The following is a 26,263-nucleotide window of genomic DNA, read 5'->3' as shown; positions in this document are numbered from 1 at the left end:
ATGTGACAACGTCAATGGCGCTTGACCGATATGACTCCGGTCGATCCGGTCGCCCGTTGAGGAGGACACGTGCCCACGACCACCGAAGCACCCACCCGCGAGGAGCTGGTCCAGCGCGCCGCGGATCTCGTGCCGCTGATCCGCAAACACGCGGCGTGGCAGGAGGAGAACCGTCGCCTCCACGACGAGACGGTAGCGGCGATCGAGGAGGCGGGGCTGTTCAAGCTCCGCACCCCCCGCCGCTACGGCGGGTACGAGGTGGACACCCGCACGCTCGTGGCGGTCGCCACCGAGCTGGGCCGGGGCGACGCCAGCACCGCCTGGGTCACCTCCGTGCTGTGGATCCCCACCTGGCTCGCCGGTCTGTTCCCCGACGCGGCCCAGGACGAGGTGTTCGGCACGCCCAACGCCCGGGTCTGCGGCACCAACAGCGTCGGCGGCACGGCCGTCCCCGCCGACGGGGGCGTCGTCGTCAACGGAAGCTGGCACTTCATCAGCGGGGCGCACCACGCGCAGTGGCAGGAGATCGCCGCGGTCGTGCTGCGCCCGGACGCCGAGCCGGAGCCGATCATGGCGCTGGTGCCGATCGGCAGCCTGGAGATCGTCGACGACTGGTACACCACCGGCCTGACCGCCACCGGCAGCGTCACCACCGTGGCCCGGGACCTGTTCGTCCCGAACAGTCACATCATTCCGATGAGCGCGGCGATGATCCCGCAGGGCCTGTCCCAGGGCAACGCCGACTCCCCCGTCTGGCGTACCCCGGCAGCGCTGAACGCGGCGGCGTCCGGCGTGGGCGCGGCGGTCGGCGTGGCCAAGGCCGCGCGGGACGAGTTCCTCGACCGGCTCCCCGGCCGGAAGATCACCTACACCGACTACGAGAACCAGAGCGAGGCGCCGGTCACGCACCTGAAGATCGGCACCGCGCTCATGAAGATCGACCAGGCCGAGTTCCACGCGTACCACGCCGCCGACCTGGTCGACAGCAAGGCGGCCAGCGGCGCGGAGTGGACGCTGGAGGAGCGGGCCCGGGTCCGCGCCGACCACGGCTGGGCCACCCGGCTGGCCAAGGAGGCGGTGGACATCTTCGCCTCCGCCAGCGGCGGCTCGTCCATCTACCGCGACGTGCCGATCCAGCGGATCGCCCGGGACGTCAACGCGATGAGCCTGCACGGGCTCATCAACGCCGACACCAACACCGAGCTGTACGGCCGGGTCGTCTGCGGCCTGGGCCCGAACACCCTCTTCATCTGAGCCTTCCCCCGACGTGGCGAGCCGCCCGGCGCAACCCCCCGCCGGGCGGCTCGTCGCACCTGTTCGTGGTCAGCCCAGCGCGGCGACCCGGGGCCGGAACTCGTCGATCAGCTCCGGCGGCGCGGCGAGCACCCGGCTGCCGCGCACCTCCACGGCCGCGCCGGCCTCGGTGGCGATCACCAGGCCGGCCGCCCAGTCCCAGCGGAAGGTGCGATCCTCGACGTACGCGTCGCAGCGCCCCGCCGCCACCCAGCACAGGGCCAGCGCGGTGGAGCCGAGCATCCGCACCCCGCGTACGTCGCCGGCGAGGTCGGCCACGACGGCTGCCTGCACCCTGCGGTGGGCGACGTCGTACGCGTAGCCGCTGGCGAGGATGACCTCGTCGAGCGCGGTACCGGCGGGCCGGGCCAGCGGAGTGTCGCCCAGGTACGCGCCCCGGCCCCGGACGGCGTGGAACAGCTCGTCGTGCACCGGGTCGAGGACCACCCCCACGACCGGCCGCCAGCCGTCGGCCGTCTCCTCCTCGCAGGCCACGCTGACGCACCAGAACGGCATCCCGGACACGTAGTTCACGGTGCCGTCCAACGGGTCCAGCACCCAGCGCAGCCCGGAGCTGCCCGCCTGGCCGCTGCCCTCCTCGGCCAGGATCCCGTCGGCGGGCCGGCGGGCGCGCAACAGCTCGACGACGCGCGCCTCGCTGGCCCGGTCCGCCTCGCTCACCGGGTCGGTGGACGCTGTCTTGTAGTCGACCCGGCCGTGGTCGCCGAAGCGCCGCAGCAGCTCCCGACCGCCGAGGCGCGCCGCGTCCTCGGCGACCCGCCGGCAGTCGTCCAGTTCGGCGTCACTGACCATCGCGCTCTCCTCGCCAGGTTCGGGGACGGTCATGATCGTTGCACCGCAGCGGGCCGGGCACCACTCACCCTCCCCCTTCAGCGGCGCGGGCGGCGGGCGCAGGGGCCGTCGTGGTCGGCGCGCAGCAGGCAGCGCCCGGCGCCGCCGGGCATCCGCCGGTCGCAGAAGACCCGGTGGCGTACGTTCTGGTCGTCCTCGGCGGACACGGTGGTCTCCCCCGGGTCGGCGTGCGGCAGCACGAGCAGCCACCGCGCCCACCGGATCGCCCCGCTGACCTGCCAGCTCAGGAGCGCGCCCGGCGAGACCGTCGGTCGCCACCTCCTACCGGGTACATGACGGCGGCCCGTGGGTACCGTACTCACGGGTGCGACACCGGCACGGTGTGGAGGATGCTGTGGACGAGCTGACGACCAGGGTACGAGCGTTCGCCGAGGAGCGGGACTGGCAGCAGTTTCACACACCGAAGAACCTCGCCATGGCCCTCGCCGGCGAGGTCGGTGAACTGCTGGCCGAGTTCCAGTGGCTGACGCCCGAGCAGGCCGCCGCCGTGATGGACGACCCCGAGGCCGGCGGCCGGGTCGAGGCGGAGATCGGCGATGTGATGATCTACCTGACCCGCCTCGCCGACGTGCTCGGTATCGACCTGCCGGAAGCGGCGCTGACGAAGCTGGACGAGGTCGCCGCCCGTTACCCCGTCGCCGAGGCCAGGGGGTCGGCCGCCAAGCGGTAGCCGATAGGGCCGTAGTCATCGGGCCACCCGAGCTCAGAGCCGCGTTCGCACACCTGGCCCGCCGCTACGCCTACGCCGCAACCGACGCACCCGCCAAGCCGACAGGCGACGTGGACGCCGACCGTGCTCCGGACGGATGAGCGTGCGCGTGCGGAATATCGAAGGACAGCGAAGCGGCGTCCCAGGCCCGCGCCGAAGCCGAACGGGAGTCCGGATCCGGCGCGGGCCAGCGGGTCACACCCTGCTGGGAGTCGCCAACCGCTCGGTGCCCCCGGTCCCGGCCCGCACCCGGCGGGAGACGATGATGCCGAAGACGGCGGCGGTGAAGAACATGACGAAGCCGTACGTCACCGACGGCATCGCCATCGTGGAGTTGTCGAGCAGCGTCGGGCTCATCCCGATGGTGATGGCCAGGCTGGCGTTGTGCAGGCCGATCTCGAACGCCGAGGCGATCGACTCGCGCTCGCCGACCTTGAGCAGGCGCGGGCCGAAGTAGCCGAGCGCCATACTGATCAGGTTGAACGCCACGACCGCGAGGATGATCTCGGCGAGGATGTCGAACACCTCCTCGCCGAGGCCGGCGATCACGCTGGAGATCATCAGGAGCAGCGCCACGACCGACAGGATCTTGACGGCACGCTCCATACGAATGGCGGCGTTGGTGAACTTCGCGCGGACGGCCATCCCGATGGCGATCGGGATCAGGACCAGGGCGAAGACCTGGATCACCTTGTCGAACTGGAGGCCGATGGAGCTGTCCGATCCGACGAAGGCCGACACCGACAGGTTCACGATGATCGGCAGCGTGAACAGCGCCAGCACCGAGTTGACCGCGGTCAGCGAGATGTTGAGCGCCAGGTCGCCCTTGAACAGGTGGCTGTAGAGGCTGGCCGTGCTGCCGCCGGGCGAGGCGGCGAGCAGCATCATGCCGACCGCCAGTTCGGGGCGCAGGTTGAACGCGACCACCAGGCCCAGGCAGATCGCCGGCAGGATCAGCATCTGGGAGACCAGGCAGACCACCATCGCCTTGGGGTATTTCACCACCCGGCGGAAATCCTCAAGGGTCAGGGTGAGGCCGAGGCCGAGCATGACGATGCCCACAACGATGGGAAAAAGTATGAGGACCGAATCGCTACTCATGATCACTCTGCCTTCTGGTCGTAAGAGATCCATGAGTTTCACATCGGCGATCGACGCCGTACTTCTCAGAACTTGCCCTGTGCGGCGCCGGTATCCGCGCCAGGTGCACAGTGGACCATGACCATGTAAAACGGCAGGTGCCGCTGGTCGACATCCTCCCGCAGAGGGCTACTCACCCCGCCCTCGGAGCCCGCAGCGGACCCGCAGCGGCTGTGCGCCGGACAAGAACTGGACGCGCTACCCGTAGAGGTCGCGACCGACCCTCGTCGTGCGCGGCTCGACCGGTCCGCCCACTGACCCGTACCACCTCTGGCGTCCGCGCACGATCGACAGCGCCGAGGACGACAGTTTCTTAGCGACTTGTATAAAGTCGCCAAGAAAGTTGCCGCGTTGTGTTGACATGCCGCAGCGTCGACGTGTTTCCTCCTTGTCACAGGCGTCGATGGATCCGGCGCGACACAGCACCCACCTCCACCCCGGCGACCCGCCAGTCGACGTCGGGCCGGACGGTCATGCCCGCCCACCGGTGACCGACCCCCCGACCGTCCCAGAACAGGAGTCTCAGTTGTCAAGATCGAAAAACATCAGGTGGCGTACGGCGCTGCTGGCGCTCGGCGTCACCGCCGCAGCCGTCGGCACGACCGGCGCGGTCACCATGACCGCCGCGTCCGCCGCCAGCAGCGGCCGGCTCACCAGCGCCGCCAACGGCAAGTGCCTCGACGTGACCGACGGCTCCACCGCCAACGGCAACCAGCCCCAGATGTGGAGCTGCGCGACCGGCCCCAACCAGACCTGGACCCTCGCCGACAACGGCTCCGTGCAAGGCCTCGGCAAGTGCCTCGACGTCGCCAACGGCTCCACCGCCGACGGCGCCGTGGTGCACATCTGGACCTGCTACGACACGGTCGCCAGCCAGAAGTGGCAGCTCACCTCGGCCGGCGACCTGGTCAACACCGCGTCCGGCAAGTGCCTGGACATCAAGGACAACAACCTCGCCGACGGCGCCAAGCTGCAACTGTGGTCGTGCGCTGGCACCGCCAACCAGAAGTGGACGTTCGGCGGCGGCAGCACTCCGACCCCGACCCCGACCGGCGTGCCGAACAACCCCAACAACCCCGACCTCGGCCCCAACGTGTCGGTGTTCGACCCGTCGATGACGCAGACCACCATCCAGAACCGGCTCAACACCGTGTTCAACCAGCAGGTCACCAACCAGTTCGGCAACCAGCGCTACGCGTTGCTGTTCAAGCCCGGCACGTACAACGTCAACGCCAACGTCGGGTTCTTCACCCAGGTCGCCGGCCTCGGCACCAGCCCCGACTCGGTCGTCATCAACGGTGCCGTGCACGCCGAGGCGGACTGGTGGCCGGACGGCTCGCAGAACGCGACGCAGAACTTCTGGCGGTCCGCGGAGAACCTGTCCGTGACTCCGACCGGTGGCCTGGACCGCTGGGCGGTGTCGCAGGCCGCGCCGTACCGGCGGATGCACGTCCGGGGCAACCTCGCGCTGTCCGACGGCGGCTGGTCCTCCGGCGGATGGATCTCCGACAGCAAGATCGACGGCCAGATCCAGTCCGGTTCGCAGCAGCAGTGGATCACCCGCAACTCCGCGATCGGTAGCTGGAGCGGCAGCAACTGGAACCAGGTGTTCGTCGGCACCAGCGGCGCGCCGGCCAACAGTTTCCCGAGCCCGCCGTACACCACCGTCGGCACCACCCCGGTCGTGCGGGAGAAGCCGTTCCTGTACGTCGACTCCACCGGCGCCTACCAGGTGTTCGTGCCGGCGCTGCGGACCAACTCCAGCGGCAACAGCTGGCAGAGCGGCACCACGGCCGGCAGCTCCCTGCCGATCAACCAGTTCCACATCGTCAAGGCCGGCGCCACCGCCGCGAGCATCAACGCGGCCCTCGCCGCCGGACAGAACCTGCTCTTCACGCCCGGTGTGTATCACGTCAACGACACGATCCGGATCACCCGGGCAAACACGGTCGTGCTCGGCCTCGGCCTGGCCACGATCGTGCCGGACAACGGGGTCACCGCGATGAGCGTCGCCGATGTCGATGGCGTGAAGGTCGCCGGCATCCTCTTCGACGCCGGCACGACCAACTCGCAGGTCCTCATGGAGGTCGGCCCGTCCGGCTCCACCGCCGACCACGCCGCGAACCCGACTTCGCTGCACGACGTGTTCTTCCGCGTCGGCGGCGCCATCGCCGGCAAGGCGACCGTCAGTCTGCGGGTCAACAGCAACAACGTGATCGGCGACCACATGTGGATCTGGCGGGCCGACCACGGCAACGGCGGCACCGTCGGCTGGAACATCAACACCGGCGCCAACGGCCTCGTCGTCAACGGCAACAACGTCACCATGTACGGCCTGTTCGTCGAGCACTACCAGCAGTACCAGACCATCTGGAACGGCAACGGCGGCCGCACCTACTTCTACCAGAACGAAATCCCGTACGACGTGCCGAACCAGGCCAGCTGGTCCAGCGGCGGCGGGGCGCAGGGCTGGGCCGCGTACAAGGTCGGCGCATCCGTCACCAGCCACGAGGCGTGGGGGCTGGGCAGCTACTGCTACTTCTCCACCAATCCCAGCGTCGTGCTCGGGCACTCGTTCGAGGTCCCGGTGACCCCGAACGTCAAGTTCCACAACATGGTCACCGTCTCCCTCGGCGGCACCGGCACGATCGCCCGCGTCATCAACAACACCGGCGCGACCGTCAACAGCGGCAATCAGGTCGCCTTCCTGGTCAACGGCCCGTAACCGCCCCAACCGAAGGTGCGGCGCCGTCCCCGGTGGCGACGCCGCACCGCGACATCACAAGAAATCGAGACGGAGAGGCCCAGGCACGCGACGACGACGAGGCAGATGATGACGGTGAGGGTGCGGTAGGCGGGTCAGTTCTCCGACCACCAGGCCGAGGCACCGTAGACGGTGGGAACCAGCAGGAGGAGACTGAGCCCGATGAGCGGGATGGCGATCCTCCAGCGGCTCCACACGCTCGTCAGTGCTACGGGTAGATGGTGCCGATCATCGAAACGCACCACTCGCCCTCTACCAGGGCGGCCTCCACGTACATCTCCCAGCCAGGTTTCACGAGGTCGCTGATCTCCTGCGGGACAGACACGTCGATGAGCCGGTCAGGGGAGTAGGCAGCGAAGCGGACCAGACCAGGTTCGACGGCGCTGACGAACAGAAAGTCCTCGACGGCATCCTCGACCTCCGACTCGCCGAATTCGCGCTCGGCGTCGCACAGCTCGTTCCATCTCCGTTGAACTTTCTCGGCGGCCGGCAAGGCGTACGCGGCGGCGTCGGCGTGCTCCAGCATGGGCTGCACGTCCGCCGTCGTGATGCCGTAGTCCCGGGTGGTAAGCCAGTATCCGAGCTCGCGCACGACGGGCCCGGCCGCCCGGCGGGCCGCCTGGCTCAGGATGGCCTTCGGAACGTAGGAGCCGAGGAACCCGCCGATGTTCCCGGGGATCTCCTCCGGCCCGTACAACCGGCAGAACCCACCGCCGCCCTCGCGGCTCTCGTCGTACGCGCCGTACAACTGGCGGCTGTTGTCGGTCAGGCTCTCGTAGCCGCGCCAATTCAGGCAGCCGAGCAACAGTTCGATGACGGATCTGTAGTTCGCGAAAGCGCGCTTGGAACGGCGCTCGCGCTGCTCGGCGAGGAACTTGTCCAGCGCCTCCACGATGTTGTCCCCCCGCAGGCTCATGGCCCGCTCCTTCGCGGCCGCCTCCTCCCGCGTGGCCAGTTCGAGGGCCCGTTTGTTGTCGTCGTCGTTCAGCGGCTCGTCAGGCGGAGCCCACACCACCTCGTGGCGTTCACACTGGGCGGCGAGCCGACTCAGCAGCGCGGGATTCACCTTGGACGACGCCTTGATCTCCGGCTCTGCGTTCGGCGCGTACACGATCACCCGCACCGGCCGGGTCAGCGCCTCCAGCCCGTTCACCACCGACAGCATCACCAGGTCGTCCAAGGTCCAGTCCAGCTCCATCCCGTGCAGTTCCCGGGTGTGCTCCCGGTACCGAAGCACGGCCACCCAGCTTCCCGGCCCCGGCTCGCCTTCGTCGTCTCGCACCCCGTACGCGTGCATGATGACCGGCGCTGAGCTGGAAACCTTGGAATCACCGGGCATGAACGCACTCCTCGATCATGCGGAAGGGTGTCGACACAGCCGTACATTAGTGCGCCGCGACCCGCGCCACCACCCTGCGGGATACGACAGGGATTGACATTCGAGGGCCGTAAACCGAAAGGCATGTAACAAAACGCAACGTGGAGAGGGGCGGGAGCGGATGGCCGAAGATATGGGATCGACAGTCCTCTGGCGGCAGCTCGGGCGGCCGTAGGCGACGGCAAGGACCCGGCCGGCCCCCCGCCCTCACCTTCTCCCCCACCGCCTGGACCAGCTTCCTCCAGGCCACCTGGACTTCACGCTGACGGCACACTCCGGCAGGCGCGGGCGAGGTTGCGGGCTACGAGCTGGCGCCGGCGCTGCGCCGGCTGAACACCGCCCTGCTCGACCGCCTCGTGGGCGGCTCGGGATTCAGTGCCCCGTGAAGCGGAGTGTGACGTTGACGCCGAGGGGACGCCGTCCGGGTCGCCCGTCACGGGATCAGGCTGCGGGGCGGGGTGTTCGCGGCGCGGGGGACGGCGGTAACGTTGCGCCCCATCATGCCCCGCGCAGCGCTCGTCGGTGGGGCCTGAGATCGCCGATCGTATGGAGGATGCCGGAATGTCCACCGGGGAGCCGTTCGCGGTACGCAACGAGCTGAGCGGGCGGCCGAGCTTCGAGCAGGCGCTGCGCGGCTACGACAAGCGGCAGGTCGACCGGTACGTCGAGCAGGTCGACGGCGCCGCCGCGACGCTGACGGCCGAACGAGACCGGGCGCAGCACCAGTTGCGCAACCTCACCCTCCAGTTCCAGCAGCTCCAGGCGGAGGTGTCCGAGCTGCGCCAGCGCCCGACGCAGGTGGACCGGGCGTCGTTTCGGGACCTGGGACCGATGGTCGACCAGATCCTCGCGCTGGCGGAGAAGCAGGCCGGGCTGATCGCCGAGACCGCCGCGCAGCGGGCCGGCGAGTTGCAGGGCGAGGCGGAGCGGGTCCTGGTGGAGGCGCGGGAGCACGCCGCCCAGGCGCTGCACGACCTGGAGTCGGAGCTGTCGGCGCGGCGGGCCGAACAGGACAAGGCGTACGAGGAGCGGCGCGCGGCGGCCGAGGCGCAGCTCGCGGACATCCAGGAGCTGGTGGAGCAGTTGCGGGTGGACGGCGAGGCCGCCCACGAGCACGCCCAGCAGGAGGCGAAGCGGATCAACGAGCTGACCGCCCAGCAGGTGGAGCAGGCCCGCGCCGCGGCCGAGGCGCTGACCAAGGCGGCCCGTGCGCAGATCCAGCAGGAGGTCCAGGCGGCGCGTGCGCAGAGCCAGCAGGAGCTGGCCCAGTGGCGGGTCAACGTGGAGCGGGAGATCAACGAGCGGCGGGCGGCGGCCGAGCAGGAGCTGGCCGAGCACCGGGCGGCGGCCGAGCGGGACGTCGCCGGCCAGCTCACCGCCGCGGAGGAGAAGATCGCGACGCTGATCGCCGAGGCGCAGCAGTACTCGACGGAGGTGCGCAAGCGCGCCGACGAGCAGGCGACCCTGCACCAGGAGCAGCTCACGGCGGTGCAGCAGGAGGTCGGCAGCCAGCGGCAGTCGCTGACGCAGTTGCACGCCGAGCTGGACAACGCCCAGCAGCAGCTCGCCCGGGTCCGCCAGGAGGGGGCGGCGACCGAGCAGGAGGTCCACCGGTTGCAGCAGCGCCTGACCGAGATCCGCCAGGAGCTCACGGCCGAGGCGAACCGGCTGGAGGAGGCCCGCCGTTCGTCCGACTCGGCCGAGCGGCACGCCAAGGACGTTCGGGCCCGGGTCCAGCGGGAGGCGAAGCGGGTGGCCGACCTGGCCGCCGCCGCGGTGATGGCCGCCGCTGCCGGGGGCGCCGAGACCGCCGAGTACCCGACGGTGCGGGTCCGGTCGGACTCGGACCGGCCGGCCGAGGATGCGGAGGGGACGCCGGTCGACCAGGCCCCGCCGGTGGCCTCACCGGCCTGACGCACGGCCCGCCCGGCGTCCGACGCCGACGTGGCGAGGACATGACGGAGAGCCGGCGATCTGTAGGCTGACCGGGTGCAGGTGCCCACCGCGGACATCTATGTGACCTTCCGGTGCAACATGCGATGTCGGCACTGTTTCGTCGGGCCCGCGCTCGACCGGGGGACGGATCTACCGAGGGACGCGCTGATCGGCTTCCTCCGCACCGCGTGGTCGGACTGGAGCACCCGGGAAATCTCGTTTCTCGGCGGTGAGCCGACGCTACATCCGGACATCGACCTCGCCGTCCGGGCCGGACGGGAGATCGGATTCCGCATTCGCGTCGTGTCCAATGGCGGGCCCGCGCTGCTGCGCATGATGCCTCTTCGGATCGTCCGGCCCGCGTCCGCGCTCCCACCGGCACACCCGTCCGGTGACGGCGGTACGCCACGGCGTGTTCTGCGGTCGATCCTAGACCGGCCCCGCCCGACGCACGCGCCACCGGCAGGCGGTCAGCAGCCGCAGGTGTAGAAGAGGATGTCCCAGTGGCTGCCTTCCTTGGTGTACAGGTTCCCGGAGGCCGCGCGGTACTGGTAGCCGAAGCCGGAGATGTACCCGACGTAGGTGTAGTACGTCGAGATGTAGTTCTGCACACACGTGCTCAGGGCGATGTCCAGCTTGTAGCCGGTCCAGTGGCTGTAGGTGCCGTCGGTGTGGCCGACCTCGGTGCCGGCGGTGACCGTGACCGCGCAGCCGCTGGCCCGCTTGAACGTGATGATGCCGTCGATCGTCGCCTGCCGGACGCCGTCGAACGACGTGCAGGTGGCGGTGTAGCGGTCGCTGCAGTTGCCGCTGGAGGTCCAGGAGATGCCGGCGGCGGCCAGCTGTGCGGTGGCGCTGGAGTGTGTGATCGCCAGGGCGGGGCTGGCGAGACCGAAGGTGACGCCGATGGCGGCGAGCGAGGCGACGAGCAGGGTGACCGCTCGGCGGCGCAGCGTGGGGCGGGTCGTGGACATGGTTTCTCCCGGATAGCCGTGGGGGTCGGATAACTACGGTTCAGGGGCCGGCCTTGCAGAATTTCTACCAGGCATCGATATCTATGACTAGATGTGGCGACCCTGCCTAGCCCTGCCACCGGCAGGATCCGGGTCCGACTGCCGACCGTCGGTGATCTTCCTGTCGGTGCGAGCTGTTACGGTCGCGCCGCCGCTGAACCAGTCGAGCCGGAGGTTGGCGTGATCCGCTCCCATCTGTCGTCGTTCGCCGGGCTGCCCGTGCTGCCCTTCACCCCCGGGATGGCCCTGCCCGACGATCCGTCGGCGGTCGCCTGGCGGCTGGAGGTGGAGGACTTCGAGGCCGACCCGGAGGAGTTCGCCGCCCTGGTCACGGCGCTGCGCGACGAGGTGCCCGCCGACGCGGTCCGGGCCCTGGTGATCGGCGAGTGGGGCTCGGCGTACGAGCGGGCGCTGCCGGTCGACCTGCTGGTCGCGGTGGCGGAGAAGTGGACGTCGCTGCGGGCGGTCTTCCTCGCCGACCTGGTCAGCGAGCAGTGCGAGATCTCCTGGCTCACGCACGGTGACATCACCGGACTGCTGGCGGCGTACCCGTCGCTGGAGGTGCTGTGGGTGCGCGGGGCCAACGAGCTGCGCCTCGACCCGGTGCGGCACACCGGGCTGCGGGAGCTGGTCTTCCAGACCGGCGGGCTGCCCGGGTCGGTGACCGCCGCGGTGGGCGGGTCCGACCTGCCCGCGCTGGAGCGCCTCGAACTGTGGCTCGGCCGAAGGGACTACGGCGGCGACACGACCCCGGACGACCTGGCCGACGTGCTGGCCGGCACCCGGCTGCCGGCGCTGCGCCACCTCGCGGTGAGCAACGCCGAGCACGCCGACCAGATTGCGGCGGCGGTCGCCGCCGCGCCGGTGGTCCGCCAGCTGAAGGTGCTCGACCTGTCCAAGGGGGTGCTCACCGACGCCGGCGCGGAGGCACTGCTGGCCGGGCAGCCGCTGACCCACCTGCGCCGCCTCGACCTGCACCACCACTTCCTCTCCGATTCCGCGCGGGAGCGGATCGTCGCCGCCCTGCCGGGCGTCGAGGTCGACCTGTCGGACCCGCAGGCCGCCGACGTGTACGACGGCCGCGAGTACCGCTTCACCGCGGTCGGGGAGTGAGCGGAACATGACCGAATCCGACACCGACTTCTTCGCCGGCCGCACGATCGTCGAGGTCCCCGCCGACGGCCCGCTGCCCGACACCGACGGCCCCACCGCCTGGCGGATCGCCACGCACGACTGGGACAACCGCACCGACCACAAGCTCTCCCCTGATTTCCGCGACGCACTCGAACGGTTCGTCGACCGGGCCGGCGAGTCCGTGGAGGCACTGGTGATCGGCTCGTGGGGGTACGCGGCGTTCAACGTCGCCCCGATCGCCCAGCTCTGCGCAGCCGCGCCGCGCCTGCCCAACCTGAAGGCGCTGTTCCTCGGCGACATCGGCAGCGAGGAGTGCGAAATCTCCTGGATGCAGGTGGGCGACGTCAGCCCGCTGCTGACCGCCTACCCCGGCCTGGAGGTGCTGCGGGTACGCGGCGGGGAGGACTTCCGGTTCTCGCCGGTGCGCCACCAGCGGCTGCGCCGGCTGGAGGTGGAGAGCGGCGGGTTGCGCCCCGCCTTCGTCCGGGCGGTGCTCGACTCGGAACTGCCCGCCCTGGAGGAGTTGGAGCTGTGGCTGGGCACCCCCGACTACGGCGGCGACACCACCGTGGCGGACCTGGCCCCGCTGCTGGCCGGGGAGCGGTTCCCCGCGCTGCGGCGGCTCGGGCTGTGCAACTCCGCGATCGCCGACGACCTCGCCGAGGCCCTCGCCGCCGCGCCGGTGGTGCGGCGGCTGGAGACGCTGGACCTGTCGCTGGGCACCCTCGGTGACCGGGGCGCCCTCGCCCTGGCCGGCGGGCAGCCGCTGACCCATCTCGCCAAGCTGGACCTGAGCCACCACTACGTCTCCGAGGACACCGTCGCGGCGGTGGAGGCGGCCCTGCCGGGCGTGGTGGACCTGTCCGACCCGCAGGAGGAGGAAGAGGACGAGGACGAGACGTACCGGTACACGGCGGTGTCGGAGTGACATGCGGCTGACCGTCGTCGGCAACCCGGACAACCGGCGCGTCGGCCTGTTCACCCGCGCGGTGCTGGCCGCCGGCCTGCCCCGGCCGGCGGTGCTGCCCTGGGTCGACGTGCTCACCGGCGCGGCCCCGCCGCCGGCGGGCGCCCTGGTGCGCGTCGACTCCCCCGGCGAGGACCCGCAGGTGGACCGGCTGCTGCGGCGGGCGGCCAACCCGGCCCGGCACGGCGAACTGGTCGGCCTCGCCGACACGTACGCCGGCCTGGTCGACGGCCTCGGCCGGGTCGCCGCCGGCGGCGCGGAGCTGCTCAACGACCCGGCCGACGTGGCCGCGCTGTGCGACAAGCGCCGCTGCCACGCGCGGCTGTCCGCCGCCGGGGTCCCGGTGCCGGGCGCGCTGCCCCCGGTCGGCGGGTACGCGCAGTTGCGCGCGGCGATGGCGGAGGCGAGCTGGGCGCGGGTGTTCGTCAAGCCCGCGCACGGCTCCTCGGCGGCCGGGGTGATCGCCCTCGCGGTCGGCCCCGGCCGGGTCCGCGCGGTCACCCCGATCGAGGTGGCCCCCGACGGCATGTTCAACTCGCTGAAGGTGCGCCAGTACGACGACGAGGCCACCGTCGCCGCGATCGTCGACCGGCTCGCCCCAGAGGGGCTGCACGTGGAGCGGTGGCTACCCAAGGCGGGGCTCGGCGACCGGGTGGTCGACCTGCGGGTGGTGGTGATCGCCGGCCGCCCCACCCACGCGGTGGTGCGCGCCGCCCGGGGGCCGATGACGAACCTGCACCTGGGCAACGCGCGCGGCGACCTGGCCGAGCTGCGGGACGCCGCCGGGCCGGCGGCGTGGGCGGCGGCGATGGAGACCTGCGAACGGGCCGCCGCGTGCTTCCCGCGCAGCCTGCACGTCGGCGTCGACCTGATGTTCCTGCTCGGCTGGCGGCGGCACGCGGTGGCGGAGGTCAACGCGTTCGGGGACCTGCTGCCCGGCGTGCTGACCGACGGCCGGGACACCTACGCCGAGCAGGTACACGCCCTGACCAGCGGCCGGTGGGACGACTGGCGGGCGGCCGGGGCGCGGGCCGGGCGGCCGGCGGGGCAGCCGGACCGGACCGGGCGGGAGGTGGTCGCGTGCGGAGCCTGATCGGCGGCCACGACTTCCTGATGGTCACCCTGGACACGCTGCGCTGGGACGTGGCCGACCGGCTGGCCGCCGCCGGGCGCACCCCGCACCTGGCGCGGGCGCTGCCTGGCGGCCGGTGGGAGCGCCGGCACTCCCCCGCCAGCTTCACCTACGCCGCGCACCACGCGTTCTTCGCCGGCTTCCTGCCCACCCCGGTCACCCCGGGCCGGCACGAACGGCTGTACGCGGCGGCGTTCCCGGGCAGCGAGACGTCGGGCTCCGACACCTGGGTCTTCGACGCGCCCGACCTGCCGACCGCCCTGGCCGGGGAGGGCTACCACACCCTCTGCCTGGGCGGGGTGGGGTTCTTCAACCGGCGCAGTCCGCTCGGCGCGGTGCTGCCCGGCCTGTTCGCCGAGGCGCACTGGGAGCCGGAGTTCGGGGTCACCTCCCCCACCTGCCTGGACGCCCAGCTCGACCGGCTGGCCGAGGTGCTGCCCCGGGTCCCCGCTGCCCGGCCGCTGTTCACGTTCCTCAACGTCGCCGCGCTGCACCAGCCCAACCGGCACTACGTCCCCGGCGCCGCGCACGACGACCCGGCCAGCCACGCCGCCGCCCTGGAGTACGTCGACAGCCGCATCGGCCGGCTGTTCGCCCTGCTCACCGGGCGCGGCCGACCGGTGTTCACGATCGTCTGCTCCGACCACGGCACGGCGTACGGGGAGGACGGCCACACCGGCCACCGGATCGGCCACGACGTGGTGTGGACCGTCCCGTACGCCCACTTCACCCTGCGACCGGGAGAATGGTGACCAGCACCGACACGGGCCTCGACGGCTCGCCGTACCAGCAGTACCTGTACGCGTACCCGCACAAGACCTCGTACCGGGCGCTGCGGCCCCGGCCGCTGCTGGCCGACGTGTGGCGGACGCAGGCGCGCGACGCGCTGTTCCTCTACGTCCACCTGCCGTTCTGCGAGATGCGCTGCGGGTTCTGCAACCTGTTCACCCGGGCCAACGCGCCCGCCGAGCAGGTCACCGCGTACCTGCGGCAGCTCCGCCGGCAGGCCCGGCGGGTGGCTGACGCGCTCGGCGGCGACGCCGGGTACGCCCGCACGGCGCTCGGCGGCGGCACGCCGACCTACCTGACCGCCGACGAGCTGACCGAGCTGTTCGACATCGCCACGGCCACGCTCGGGGCGCGGCTGCCCGGCGTACCGCTGTCGGTGGAGACCTCGCCGGCCACCGCGACGGCGGACCGGCTCGCGGTGCTCGCCGCGCACGGCACCACCAGGGTGAGCATCGGGGTGCAGAGCTTCCTCGACGCCGAGGCCCGCGCGGCCGGCCGGCCGCAGCGCCGCACGGAGGTGGAGGCCGCCCTCGGCGCGATCCGCGACGCGCGGATCCCGGTGCTCAACATCGACCTGATCTACGGCATCGACGGGCAGACCGCCGACACCTGGCGGGAGAGCCTGGACGCGGCGCTGGCCTGGCGGCCGGAGGAGCTGTACCTGTACCCGCTGTACGTGCGACCGCTGACCGGGCTGGGCCGGCGGGCGCACGGCCGGGCGGACTGGGACGCGCAGCGGCTCGCGCTGTACGAGCAGGCGGTGGACGTCCTCGGCGCGGCCGGGTACCGGCAGGAGTCGATGCGGCAGTTCCGCCGGGCCGACGTGCCGGCGCCCGACGGCCCGGACTACTGCTGCCAGGACGACGGGATGGTGGGACTGGGCTGCGGCGCCCGCTCCTACACGACGGAGCTGCACTACTCGTTCGACTACGCGGTGAGCGTGTCCGAGGTGCGGGCGGTACTCGACGACTACCTGGCCCGCCCGGCCGACGACTTCCGGTTCGCCGAGTTCGGGTTCACCCTCGACGACACCGAGCAGCGCCGCCGCTGGCTACTGAAGTCGCTGCTGCGCGCCGAGGGGGTGGACCCGGTCGCGTACCGGGCCCGGTTCGGCCGCCCGCCCGGCGAGGACTTCCCCGAACTGGGGCGGCTGGTCGACCGGGGCTGGGCCACCGACGGCGGGCTGCGGCTCACCCCGGCGGGGCTGGCCCGCTCCGACGCGGTCGGCCCGTGGCTGACCTCCGCGCGGGTGCGCCGCGCGATGACCGGGTACGTGCCGCGGTGAACCCGGCCGATCGGTGCGGCGGGGCAGCGGACCTCGCGATCCTCTACCGGGGACCCCTGACGAGCTGCAACTACGACTGCCCGTACTGCCCGTTCGCCAAGCGGCACGACCCGCCGGAGCTGCTGGCCGAGGACCGGTCGGCACTCGCGCGGTTCACCGGCTGGGTGGCCGCCACCACCGACGTGCGGCTGTCGGTGCTGTTCACCCCGTGGGGCGAGGGGCTGACCCGCCGCTGGTACCGCGAGGCGATGGTGACGCTGTCGCACCTGCCGCACGTCGACCGGGTGGTCATCCAGACCAACCTGGCCGCCCGGGTGGACTGGCTCGCCGACGCCGACCCGGCCCGGGCGGCGCTGTGGACGACGTACCACCCGGGGCAGGTCACCCGGGAGCGGTTCCTGGCCCGCTGCGCCCGGCTGGCGGAGCTGGGGATCCGGTTCTCGGTCGGGGTGGTCGGCCTGCCGGAGCACCTGGCCGAGGCGCGGGCCCTGCGCGCGGCGCTGCCACCGCAGGTGTACCTGTGGGTGAACGCCGCCGAGGGCCGCCGCTACGACGCCGCCGAGGAGGCGACCTGGACGGCGCTGGACCCGCTGTTCGGCTACAGCGTGCGCCCGCACCTGTCGCTGGACCGGCCGTGCCACGCCGGGGAGACCGCGATCTCCGTGCTCGGCGACGGCACGGTGCGCCGCTGCCACTTCGTCCCGGAGCCGATCGGCAACCTGTACGACGGGTCGTGGCGGGCCGCGCTGCGCCCCCGCACCTGCGTGAACGCGGTCTGCGACTGCCACATCGGGTACGTCCACCTCAAGCCGCTCGGGCTGCGCGACGTGTTCGCCGGTGGGCTGCTGGAACGCATCCCGGCCGCCTGGCCGCGCGGCTGACCTGGCCGCCCGCCGCGCGGCCAGGATCCTCGTTCTGCACCGCGTCGGGACCAGCCGCAACTCAGGATGAAAACAGCACACCAGATCGTCGGTATTGCCGTCGGTGCATTACACTCGCCGCGTGGTCCCACCCGGATACCAGGCACCGGCCCGGCCGCCGGTGGTTCGCCCGCTCTGGGTGTTTGCCAGCCCAGCGTTTGGTGCGCTACTCGCGGCCGGACTGCTCACCGCGCCCATCGGACCGCTGGCCAGCGCGATCCAGCGCGACCTCGGACTGTCCACCGTGGCCATGACAGCAACCTTGTTTGCACCGTACGTGGTAGCAATGGCGGCCCTGGTCGCGCCCGGCTACCTGCTCGGCGGGCGGTGGCCTACGGCAACCGGGGTGCCGGCGCTGGTACTCCTGATCGTCGGGAGCGTGGTGAGCGCGTTCGTGCCGGGTGCGGCGCTGATGGCGGTTGGGCGGGTGGTCGTCGGGCTGGGTGCCGGAACTCTGGTCGGCATCGCCCTCGCCCTGTCCGGTCAGCTGGGCCGCTGGCGTTCCCAAGCCCGGCTTGTGCTCGGCCTCGCACTCGGTGCCGCTCTTCTGCTCGGACCTGTCGCGAGCGGCTTGCTGACGCAGGCGCTGGGTTGGCGGTGGGCGTTCCTGGTTAACGTGCCGATGGCCGCAGCCGCGCTGGCCGTCGCCGTAGCGAGCGGCATCGCCATGTCGGTCCTGGGTGCGTCCCGGCCTAGCCCGCCGGCCGCCCCTGCTACGACAACGCCGCTCCCCAGCGAAGCCCCGTTCGGCGGCCCAGTGCGCTGACGATCCGCCAACGTGACAGACGGCGGGCCGGGTTGCGAGATCCGGAAGCGGCGCGGAATGATCAAGGCTCAGGTCTGGCCCGGACAGGTGCACTGGGGATTCCCGGCCGGACGGCCGGAAGGCGCTGAGACCTTCCGGGAAGCGCTAGGCTAAGGGCTCGCAGAGAATCAACCTGTTGCTTCTGGTGACTCGGCTCGTTGGTGTGGTATGTGCGTCTCCGGTTCGGTCTGTCGCCAACTCGCGGTGAAGTTTGAGGTGTTGTTCGCGCATTTGGACGAGCGGCAGCGGCGGCTGCTGATGGGGGCCGAGGCCCGGGTCCTGGGACATGGCGGGATCCGGGCGGTCGCGCGTGCGGCTGGGGTCAGTGAGACAACGGTGCGTAAGGGTGTGGACGAGTTGGAGGCCGGCGAGGAACCGCTGGGGCGGGTGCGCCGGCCCGGCGGCGGTCGGAAGAAGGCTGCGGACGTGGACCCAGGTCTGCGACCCGCGCTGCTGGCACTTGTCGAGCCGGATGTGCGCGGGGATCCGATGTCGCCGCTGCGCTGGACGACGAAGTCGACCCGGAATCTCGCAACCGAGCTCACCCGTCAGGGACACAAGGTGAGCGCTGACACGGCCGGGGACCTGCTGCGTGAGGAAGGCTTCAGCCTGCAGGCCAATGCCAAGACCGTCGAAGGCACGCAACACCCCGACCGCGGCGCCCAGTTCCGCTACATCAATGACCAGGCCAAGGACCACATGGGTGCCGGGGACCCGGTGATCAGCGTGGACACCAAGAAGAAAGAGCTGGTCGGAGACTACAAGAACGGCGGGCGCCAGTGGCGGCCTCAAGGTGAGCCGGTGCTGGTCAAGACGCACGACTTCCTGGACCGGCAGGGGCTGGGCAAGGCAATCCCGTACGGGATCTACGACATCGCCGCCAACACCGGCTGGGTCAGCGTTGGCACCGACCACGACACCGCCGCGTTCGCGGTGGCCTCGATCCGCCGCTGGTGGCAGGCAGTCGGTCGCCACGAATACCCGCGTGCCGCCCGGCTGCTGATCACCGCCGACGCGGGCGGCTCCAACGGCTACCGCACCCGCGCCTGGAAGATCGAACTCGCGGCCCTGGCCGCCGAGACCGACCTGGACATCACCGTCTGTCACCTTCCGCCCGGCACATCGAAGTGGAACAAGGTGGAACACCGGCTGTTCTCCCACATCAGCATGAACTGGCGCGGCAGGCCGCTGACCAGCCACGAAGTGATCGTGAACAGCATCGCGGCGACCACCACCCGCACCGGGCTGAGAGTCCACGCCGAACTCGATCCGGGCACCTACGACACCGGGGTCAAGGTCACCGACGACGAGATCGATGCGCTTCCGATGACCCGCCACCGTTTCCACGGCGACTGGAACTACACGCTCCAGCCCGTCGGGTCCCAGCTGGCCGACGACCGAGAGGCAGGACCGCAAGCCGCCGCCACGAACAGCGCCGAGCAGCCCGGATGCCCGGACGGACTCAGCACCTCCCTGCTCCGCGACCCGGAACTGACGGGCATGACCATCGAGCAACTGGACGCTCTGGTCTGCTCGTTGATCCCGGCACTGGCACACCAACGTGAGCGGCTTCGCCACGAACGCCGGGGCAGTGAGCGACTCCGCGCGCGAGGCGCGGGCGCCAAGGACAAGCTCTCCGATACGGACCGGATCCTGGCCGCCGTCCTCTGCCTGCGCAAGATCGGCACCCACGACCTGCTCGCCCGGATCTTCGGCGTCGCCGGAAGCACGCTCACGCGGGCCGTCCAAGAGGTACGGCCCCTTCTGGCCGAACACGCGATCCCGCCCTCAACCGCCAGATTCCGCACCCCGGCCGACGTGGCCGCCCACCTCGACATGTACGGCAACCAGCCCCCGAGGAAGACGAAACGAACAGGTTGATTCTCTGCGAGCCCTAACAACCTCGTGCATGATTGCGGATCCTTGAGCATTGATGGTCGTTGTTCATGCCATGGTGGGTGCTGCGATCATGCGGCTACGGGTGTTCCCGGACCACGGCGGATTAGTTGGGTTACTAGTGCCGCGTCTTTGAACGTTGATCGTGTAATCCGTCGGTTCTGAGGCAGGGGTGATGCGGGGCGGGCTATTGCCTGGTCGTGGGTGCGGTCCCCGGCCGGCGGGCAACGGTGACCCAGGCGGAACTGTGGGCGGCGGTGCCTATGGAGCTGAGTCGTTCACGTCATCACCGTTCGCGGTTACCCACCGCCCTGTTGGGTCGTGGCTGGCGGGCGTGGCTGATGTCGTATTCGACTCAGCTCCAAAGGCACCGGAAGGCACACCTGGTATGCAGCGGCGCCCACGCCAGGAACCCCCAGACTCCGTGACCGAAGCGCTCCCGCCCGAATTTCGCCACCGCCGTGGGTGTCGAGGACGTGTCGGGCAGGCTGTCTCCCCACGGATGAGGCTGTGGGGGGCGGTGGCCGGTGAGTAGAAGGATCCGGTAAAGCGCTGCGGCGGGCGATCGTGGCGCTGTTCTCGTCGAGGTCGGCCACGTCACGGAACTGACCACCGGATTCGCCACCGAATCCAGGATCCGGCACCCGGATTACCCCTTCAAGGCTGCATGACGGGGCACTAGCGAACAAACTGATCGACGGTGATCCGACCCACAAGGGAGCGGCGCCCGCCCCACCGGCGCGGCGCGGGGCGCTCCGGCGGGGCTCCGCGGTGCGCGATGATGGACGCGCGGACCGACCGGGATCGCACCGGCAGCGCAGGGAGCGGGCAGAAGTTGATCAGCGTGCAGAACGACCCGCAGCCGACCGACCTCGGCGACGTGCGGGTCGCCAACCGGGCCGTGGTGCTGCGGCACGTGCGGGTGCACGCTCCCTGCTCCCGGGCCGACATCGCGGCGCGCACCGGGCTCAACAAGGCCACCGTCTCCAGCCTGGTCACCGAGCTGATCGACCGCCGGCTGCTGCGCGAGACCGGCCTGACCGAGCACCGGGTCGGCCGGCCGGCAACCATGCTCGTGCTCGACGGCGAGCCGTACGCCGCCCTGGGTCTACAGATCGGCGCCGACGAGCTGGTGGCGGTCGCGGTCGACCTCGGCGGCAACCGGCTGCTCACCTGGCGTCGCGCCTTCGCCGCCCCCCTGTCGCCGCCGGACGAGGCGGTCCGCGCCCTGGCCGCGCTGGCCCGCCGGGCCGTCGCCCGGATCACCGGCCAGGGGCGGGTCGTACTCGGCCTCACCGTCGGCGTGCCCGGCCTGGTCGACACGGCCGGCTGCGTGCCGCTGTCGCCCGCGCTCGGCTGGCGCGAGGTCCCCCTCGCCGCCGCGCTGCGCGCCGCGCTGCGCGACCCGGAGTTCGCCGTCAGGGCGGACAACGAGGCTAACCTCGCCGCCCTGGCCGAGCAGCGGCACGGCGCCCACGCCGGGGCGGCCAACCTGGTCCACCTCACCGGCGGCGCCGGGATCGGCGCCGGAGTGATCGCCGACGGGCGACTGCTGCGCGGCGGGCGGGGCTTCGCCGGCGAGGTCGGGCACCTGACCCTCGACCCGGCCGGCCCCGCCTGCACCTGCGGGCAGGCCGGCTGCCTGGAGGCACTGACCGGGCTGCCCGCGGTGGTACGCCGGCTGCTGCCCGACGCCGCCGGGGACGGGCCGGTCACCGACTTCCTGCCGGAGCTCGACCGGATCCGGGCGCTGGCCGGGCAGGACGACCCGACCGTGCGGGCCGGCCTGGCCGAGATCGGCCGCCACCTCGGGCACGGGGTGGCCCTGCTGGCCAACCTGGTCAACCCCGAGGCGGTGCTGGTCGGCGGCCACTACGCGGCGCTGGGGCCGTGGCTGCTGCCCGCGGCCCGGGTCGAACTCGCCGCCCGGACCCTCGCGCCGGAGGCCGGCGGGTGCCGGCTGGAGGCGTCCACCCTGGGCGGCGCGGCGGCGGCGCTCGGCGGCGCGACCGCCGCGCTGAGCACCGTCGAGAGTGGCCGGTTACCCACCCACTGAGCAGGTCGAACCCGGACGGCCGGCCCGTCAGCGGACGGCGGTCAGGGAGAGGTAGTCGGCGGCCGTCAGCGGCTGGGCGGAGAGCGAGCCGTCCGCCCGGGGCACCCCGAGGGGTCGGCCGCCGCGCAGGAACGACACGGTGGTGACGTCGTCGCGGGCGGCGAGGGTGCAGACGATCTGCCCGAACGCCAGGACCTCGTCGCTGCGGCCGGTGTCGTCGCCGGTCTGGCCGACCGTCACCCGGGCCAGGCCGCCCTCGACGTCCGCGACGGCGGCGCTCATCGCCCCCGGCAACGCGCTGGTCAGCCCGACGTCCCGCTCGACAGCGGTGGGGCCGGCGAGCAGGTCGCGCAGTTGGGCGTCGGCGCCGGGCGCGCGGTCGACGCGGCGGAGCACCGGCACCAACCGGTCGTCCCGGACGAAGCACAGCGTCTCGGTGACCCGGCCGGTCGGGGCGGTACTGCCGGCGGTCGCCGGGGACGGGAACGGCCCGGGCGGGACCTCGACCGCCCGGGGCCGATCCTCGGCGGGCACCCCGCAGGCGGACGCCAGGACGAGCAGCCCGGCCAGGAGGGCCGGGACGACGCCACGCCGGGCGAGCCCCGGCAGCCCGGCGCGGCCGGTTCCCCCGCCCCGGTCGCCGCCCACGGCGGGCGCTCCGGCGCGGGCTCCGGCGAGGCGGGTCACGGCAGGCTCCCGGGCAGGGTGACGTGGAACCGGGCACCCCCGCCGGGGCGGTCACCCACGCCGGCCCGCCCGCCGTGGGCGGTGGCGTGCTGGGCGACCAGGGCCAGGCCGAGGCCGGTGCCGTCGCCGGTGCCTCGGGCGTGGGCGGCCCGGCCCCGGACGAAACGGTCGAAGATGGCCTCCCGATCCTCCATTGGCACCCCCGGGCCGTCGTCGTCCACCTCGATCACGCCGGCGTCGCCGTCGCGCGACAGCCGCACCGCGACCGGACCGGCCCCGTAGCGGGCCGCGTTGTCGAGCAGGTTCACCAGCACCTGCGCGACGCGCCGCTGCTCCACCTGCCACGTCCGTGGCGTGCCCGCCGTCAGTCGCACCAGCGAGGCCGGCAGGTCCCGCTCGACGCAGGCCCGCCGGGCCAGCTCCGCCACGTCGACCGGGGCACGGTGGGCGGGCTGGTCGCTACGGGCCAGGTCGATCAGGTCGTTGACCAGCCGCTGAAAGCGCTCGATCTCGTCGGCGACGAGACCGGCGGCGGTGGCGGTGCGCTCGTCGTGGTGCTCCCGCCGCCGTTGCAGGACGCTGGCCGCCGCGGCGAGGGTCTGCAACGGCGAGCGCAGTTCGTGGCTGACGTCGGCGGCGAACCGGCGGTCCCGGTCGATCCGGCGGGCCAACTGGTCGACCATGTGGTTGAACGAGGTGGACAGCCGGGTGAGGTCGGGGTCGGTGGCCGGGTCGAGGCGGGCGGTCAGCTCACCGGCGGCGATCTTCTCCGCGGCGTTGGCGACCGCGGTCAGCGGACGCAGGCCGTGCCGGGTGGCGTACCAGCCCAGCGCCGCGCCGGAGCCGGCCACCATGATGGCCACGGCGGTCAGCGTCAGGGCCAGCGCCTGGAACGTCCGCTCCAGCTCGCCCAGCGAGTTGACCTCGTAGTACGTCGCCGAGCCGGACAGCGGCACCCCGACCAGCAGTGCGGCCTGACCGTCGACGCGGACCCGCTGCACGGCCGGCTCCCCGGCGCCGACGAGCCGTTGCAGCGCCTCGGGGACGGCGGCGGTGAGCCCGACGTCGGCGGTGCGGGCGTGCCAGTCGCCGTCGAGGTTCAGCAGCGCCCGGCGGCTGCCGCCGGTGTCCAGCGAGCGCAGCACCTCCACCACGTCCGGCTCGTCGGTGTCCAGGCCGTTGCGCACCACGGCGGCGTCGAAGTACGCGGCCCGCACGGCGGTGTGCTCCCGTTCGTCCAGCAGGGACCGGCGAGTCAGCTCGTACGAGACCAGCGCCATCGAGGCGGCCAGCAGCAGGGCCCCGGCGGCGAACGCCGCGGTGACCCGGGCACGCAGGCCGAGGCGACGCCGCGCGGGCGGGCGGGGGCCGGTCATCGTTGCAGCTTGTAGCCGAGCCCGCGCAGGGTCACCAGGTGCTCGGGGTTGGCCGGGTCCGGTTCGATCTTCTGCCGCAGCCGGCCGACGTGCACGTCGACCAGCCGCTCGTCGCCGGTGTCGTACCCCCAGACCCGTTGCAGCAGTTGCTGGCGGGACAGCACCCGGCCGGCGTGCTCGGCCAGCTCGCACAACAGCCGGAACTCGGTGCGGGTCACCGGCACCCGGTGCCCGGCCCGGCGCACCTCCCCCGCCTCGGGGCTGACCTCCAGGTCGCCGAAGGTCAGCACCAGCACCGGTTCGGTCACCGCCGGGACGACGGCGCGGGCGCGCCGGCGCAGGGCGCGCAGCCGGGCGGTCAACTCCTTGATCGCCACGGGCTTGACGACGTAGTCGTCGGCGCCGGCCTCCAGGGCGGCCACGATGTCGTGGGTGTCGTCGCGGGCGCTGACCACCACGATCGGCACGTCGTCGTCGCGGCGCAGGTGGCGGATGCACTCGAAGCCGTCCAGGCCCGGCAGCATCAGGTCGACCAGGACGTAGTCGGCCGGGTCCCGCCGCTGGGCGCGCAACCCCTCCTCGGCCGTGGCCGCGCCGTGGGCGTCGTAGCCCTCGTCCTCCAACGCGAGCAGCAGCGCCAGCCGGATCCGGTCGTCGTCCTCGATCACCAGTACGGACGTCATACCGGAATCATCCCCAAGGCCGTACGCCGGCGGCCAACCGTGTCCTGCGGATGGCGGATTTGTCACGCAACTGTCACACGTCCGCGTGGTGCCCGCCAACCCCGGCCGGCACGGTGGTGGGCGTTCGGGTCCGCGACGGAAGGGGTACGGCCGTGACGACGCCGCTGGCACGCCGGGAGTGCACGATTCCCCTGGTCGAGGTGGCCGTGACCGAGTTCGACCTGGCCTGCCTGCCGGAGACCGGCGCCGTGTTCGACCGGCTGCTCGCCCTGCGCCCCGCCCAGGTCGTGGTCGACCTGTCCGGCTGCCGGCACATCGACGCCGCCGCGATCGGGCTGCTGCTCGACGTGCACCGGCGACTCACCCGCGCCGACGCGGTGCTCACCGTACGTGACCCGAACCCGCGCATCTGGCGCATCCTGCAGTCCGCCCGCCTGGACCAGGTCCTGCCGATCGTCGCCGGCCGCACGCCGGGCGCCGACCGGTCCGACGGGTCCCCCGCGCCGGGGCCCGACCGGGCGGGGTCGACGCCCGCCGGCCGGGCGGCCGTGCCGGTGCGGGGACTGCCCGGCGCGGCGTCGGCCGGCGGGCCGCGTTGAGCCACCGCACCCTCCACGCCCAGGAGCAACCGTGACCGTCACCGGGCTCGTCAGCGCCCTTCTCGTCGGACTTGTCGTCGGGGCCCTCGGCCGGCTCGTCGTCCCCGGACGGCAGACCGCGCCGTGCTGGCTCACCCTGGTCGTCGGCGTGGTCGCCGCCCTGCTCGGCACCATCCTCGCCCGCCTCGTCGGCGTGGCCGGGACCGGCTTCCGGTTCCAGGACCTGCTCGTGCAGGTCGGGCTGGCCGGGGTCGGCGTCGTCCTGGTGGCGGCCACCGCCGGTCGCTCCGGCTCCGCCTAGGCACCCCGACACCGCGCACCGAGAAGGGACCATCCCCCGTGGTCATTCCCTGGCCGTCCCCCGACGACCACTTCTGGACCGCCGACCCCGACGGGCCCGAGCCACCGCAGGAGGACACCCGGCTCGCCGCCGCCGTCGCCCGACGGCTCGGCGGCGACCCGGCCGTCCGCCACGAGCCGGTCACCGTCAGCGTGCAGAACCGGGTCGTCATCCTCACCGGGATCGTCGCCGATCCGCGGGCCCGCCGCATCGCCGGGGAGCTGGCCTGGACGGTCACCGACGTCGTCGACGTCTGCAACGCCCTGCGGCTGGCCGAGCCGCGTCGCCCACGCCGGTGACCACGAGCCCCCGCGCCGCCGCCCGCCCGACCGCGGCGGCCCGGCCGGGCGTCACACGCGGGGCCCGCAGCGCCGGCACCAGCGCTGCGGGCCCTGCGGTGGCGGCGCGCCGCCGGGTCGGCCAGGTCAGCCGCCCGGGTGGGCCGCCGAGGCCGAACCGGCGCGGGGATCCGGCGGGGGTCGGGTGCCG

25 protein-coding genes are annotated in these 26,263 nt (G+C 72.3%); 17 read left to right on the top strand and 8 right to left on the bottom strand.

Going from position 1 to position 26,263, the window contains the following annotated elements:
• Positions 1-69 precede the first annotated feature (69 nt).
• Positions 70-1,254 (top strand): acyl-CoA dehydrogenase family protein, encoded by a 1,185-nt coding sequence (locus OOK41_RS18175; RefSeq protein ID WP_266266054.1) that lies wholly within the window; start codon positions 70-72, stop codon positions 1,252-1,254.
• A 69-nt stretch (positions 1,255-1,323) separates the two neighbouring features.
• On the opposite strand, the gene OOK41_RS18170 is transcribed toward OOK41_RS18175, so the two are convergent.
• Both OOK41_RS18170 and OOK41_RS18165 read right to left on the bottom strand, forming a co-directional pair.
• Complete coding sequence (locus tag OOK41_RS18170; RefSeq protein ID WP_117672620.1) at positions 1,324-2,139, bottom strand: inositol monophosphatase family protein; 816 nt, start codon at positions 2,137-2,139, stop codon at positions 1,324-1,326.
• A 44-nt stretch (positions 2,140-2,183) separates the two neighbouring features.
• Complete coding sequence (locus OOK41_RS18165; RefSeq protein WP_266267870.1) at positions 2,184-2,393, bottom strand: hypothetical protein; 210 nt, start codon at positions 2,391-2,393, stop codon at positions 2,184-2,186.
• A 107-nt stretch (positions 2,394-2,500) separates the two neighbouring features.
• On the opposite strand from OOK41_RS18165, the gene OOK41_RS18160 reads away from it, so the two are divergent.
• Entirely contained in the window at positions 2,501-2,836 is a 336-nt protein-coding gene (locus tag OOK41_RS18160) for a nucleotide pyrophosphohydrolase (RefSeq protein ID WP_266266053.1), read from the top strand.
• 234 nt (positions 2,837-3,070) lie between these two features.
• Here the strand turns inward: OOK41_RS18160 and OOK41_RS18155 are convergent, their stop codons facing one another.
• Positions 3,071-3,976, bottom strand: coding sequence for a bile acid:sodium symporter family protein (locus tag OOK41_RS18155; protein WP_266266052.1), 906 nt, complete (start codon positions 3,974-3,976; stop codon positions 3,071-3,073).
• A gap of 565 nt (positions 3,977-4,541) precedes the next feature.
• On the opposite strand from OOK41_RS18155, the gene OOK41_RS18150 reads away from it, so the two are divergent.
• Positions 4,542-6,740, top strand: coding sequence for an RICIN domain-containing protein (locus OOK41_RS18150; protein ID WP_323136174.1), 2,199 nt, complete (start codon positions 4,542-4,544; stop codon positions 6,738-6,740).
• A 247-nt stretch (positions 6,741-6,987) separates the two neighbouring features.
• Here the strand turns inward: OOK41_RS18150 and OOK41_RS18145 are convergent, their stop codons facing one another.
• Positions 6,988-7,977 carry a hypothetical protein gene (locus OOK41_RS18145; RefSeq protein ID WP_266266051.1) on the bottom strand — a complete coding sequence of 330 codons (990 nt, stop codon included), beginning with the start codon at positions 7,975-7,977 and terminating at the stop codon, positions 6,988-6,990.
• Positions 7,978-8,718: 741 nt separating this feature from the next.
• Between OOK41_RS18145 and OOK41_RS18140 the strand changes: the two genes are divergently transcribed.
• Together OOK41_RS18140 and OOK41_RS18135 are read left to right on the top strand one after the other, a co-directional pair.
• The gene (locus tag OOK41_RS18140; protein WP_266266050.1) at positions 8,719-10,071 is read left to right on the top strand and encodes a hypothetical protein; all 1,353 of its coding nucleotides are present in this window, start codon (positions 8,719-8,721) and stop codon (positions 10,069-10,071) included.
• A 75-nt stretch (positions 10,072-10,146) separates the two neighbouring features.
• Positions 10,147-10,581: a radical SAM protein gene (locus OOK41_RS18135; protein ID WP_266266049.1), complete on the top strand. Its 435-nt coding sequence runs from the start codon at positions 10,147-10,149 to the stop codon at positions 10,579-10,581.
• Here OOK41_RS18135 and OOK41_RS18130 read toward each other — a convergent pair.
• Entirely contained in the window at positions 10,563-11,066 is a 504-nt protein-coding gene (locus OOK41_RS18130) for a hypothetical protein (RefSeq protein ID WP_117672608.1), read from the bottom strand. The genes OOK41_RS18135 and OOK41_RS18130 overlap by 19 nt on opposite strands.
• A 219-nt stretch (positions 11,067-11,285) precedes the next feature.
• Here OOK41_RS18130 and OOK41_RS18125 point away from each other — a divergent pair, with 219 nt between their 5' ends.
• From OOK41_RS18125 to OOK41_RS18085, 9 genes are all read left to right on the top strand, one after another.
• On the top strand, positions 11,286-12,218 hold the full coding sequence (locus tag OOK41_RS18125; protein WP_266266048.1) for an STM4015 family protein: 933 nt from the start codon (positions 11,286-11,288) through the stop codon (positions 12,216-12,218).
• A gap of 7 nt (positions 12,219-12,225) precedes the next feature.
• Positions 12,226-13,167 (top strand): STM4015 family protein, encoded by a 942-nt coding sequence (locus OOK41_RS18120; protein WP_266266047.1) that lies wholly within the window; start codon positions 12,226-12,228, stop codon positions 13,165-13,167.
• Position 13,168: 1 nt separating this feature from the next.
• Complete coding sequence (locus tag OOK41_RS18115; protein WP_266266046.1) at positions 13,169-14,299, top strand: STM4014 family protein; 1,131 nt, start codon at positions 13,169-13,171, stop codon at positions 14,297-14,299.
• Entirely contained in the window at positions 14,287-15,090 is an 804-nt protein-coding gene (locus OOK41_RS18110) for an STM4013/SEN3800 family hydrolase (protein WP_266266045.1), read from the top strand. Before OOK41_RS18115 ends, OOK41_RS18110 begins: the two co-directional genes overlap by 13 nt.
• A complete protein-coding gene (locus OOK41_RS18105; protein ID WP_266266044.1) occupies positions 15,087-16,412 on the top strand; it encodes an STM4012 family radical SAM protein in 1,326 nt (441 codons plus the stop codon). Before OOK41_RS18110 ends, OOK41_RS18105 begins: the two co-directional genes overlap by 4 nt.
• Positions 16,409-17,293: an STM4011 family radical SAM protein gene (locus OOK41_RS18100; RefSeq protein ID WP_117672600.1), complete on the top strand. Its 885-nt coding sequence runs from the start codon at positions 16,409-16,411 to the stop codon at positions 17,291-17,293. Before OOK41_RS18105 ends, OOK41_RS18100 begins: the two co-directional genes overlap by 4 nt.
• Positions 17,294-17,414: 121 nt before the next feature.
• On the top strand, positions 17,415-18,098 hold the full coding sequence (locus OOK41_RS18095) for an MFS transporter (protein WP_165878264.1): 684 nt from the start codon (positions 17,415-17,417) through the stop codon (positions 18,096-18,098).
• A gap of 207 nt (positions 18,099-18,305) precedes the next feature.
• Positions 18,306-20,018: an ISAzo13 family transposase gene (locus OOK41_RS18090; RefSeq protein ID WP_266262960.1), complete on the top strand. Its 1,713-nt coding sequence runs from the start codon at positions 18,306-18,308 to the stop codon at positions 20,016-20,018.
• Between the two features lie 796 nt (positions 20,019-20,814).
• A complete protein-coding gene (locus tag OOK41_RS18085; protein WP_266266043.1) occupies positions 20,815-22,089 on the top strand; it encodes an ROK family transcriptional regulator in 1,275 nt (424 codons plus the stop codon).
• 27 nt (positions 22,090-22,116) lie between these two features.
• Here the strand turns inward: OOK41_RS18085 and OOK41_RS18080 are convergent, their stop codons facing one another.
• The 3 genes from OOK41_RS18080 to OOK41_RS18070 form a co-directional block, all read right to left on the bottom strand.
• Entirely contained in the window at positions 22,117-22,698 is a 582-nt protein-coding gene (locus OOK41_RS18080) for a GerMN domain-containing protein (protein WP_266267865.1), read from the bottom strand.
• Between the two features lie 74 nt (positions 22,699-22,772).
• Complete coding sequence (locus OOK41_RS18075; RefSeq protein ID WP_266266042.1) at positions 22,773-24,152, bottom strand: cell wall metabolism sensor histidine kinase WalK; 1,380 nt, start codon at positions 24,150-24,152, stop codon at positions 22,773-22,775.
• Positions 24,149-24,835: a response regulator transcription factor gene (locus tag OOK41_RS18070; RefSeq protein WP_266266041.1), complete on the bottom strand. Its 687-nt coding sequence runs from the start codon at positions 24,833-24,835 to the stop codon at positions 24,149-24,151. The genes OOK41_RS18075 and OOK41_RS18070 overlap by 4 nt, the downstream gene beginning before the upstream one ends.
• Before the next feature lie 152 nt (positions 24,836-24,987).
• Between OOK41_RS18070 and OOK41_RS18065 the strand changes: the two genes are divergently transcribed.
• Genes OOK41_RS18065 through OOK41_RS18055 form a run of 3 tightly spaced genes read left to right on the top strand, consistent with a single transcriptional unit; the run spans position 24,988 to position 26,073 of the window.
• The gene (locus OOK41_RS18065; protein WP_243639692.1) at positions 24,988-25,434 is read left to right on the top strand and encodes an STAS domain-containing protein; all 447 of its coding nucleotides are present in this window, start codon (positions 24,988-24,990) and stop codon (positions 25,432-25,434) included.
• Positions 25,435-25,465: 31 nt separating this feature from the next.
• Positions 25,466-25,735, top strand: coding sequence for a GlsB/YeaQ/YmgE family stress response membrane protein (locus tag OOK41_RS18060; RefSeq protein WP_117669090.1), 270 nt, complete (start codon positions 25,466-25,468; stop codon positions 25,733-25,735).
• Positions 25,736-25,773: 38 nt separating this feature from the next.
• Positions 25,774-26,073 (top strand): BON domain-containing protein, encoded by a 300-nt coding sequence (locus OOK41_RS18055; RefSeq protein ID WP_117669091.1) that lies wholly within the window; start codon positions 25,774-25,776, stop codon positions 26,071-26,073.
• The last annotated feature ends 190 nt before the right edge of the window (positions 26,074-26,263 follow it).

It is taken from the genome of Micromonospora sp. NBC_01655 (assembly GCF_026339755.1).
GTDB lineage: Bacteria > Actinomycetota > Actinomycetes > Mycobacteriales > Micromonosporaceae > Micromonospora.
Note: the sequence above shows the minus strand (reverse complement) of the source record. Positions and strands in the feature narration are given on the sequence as shown.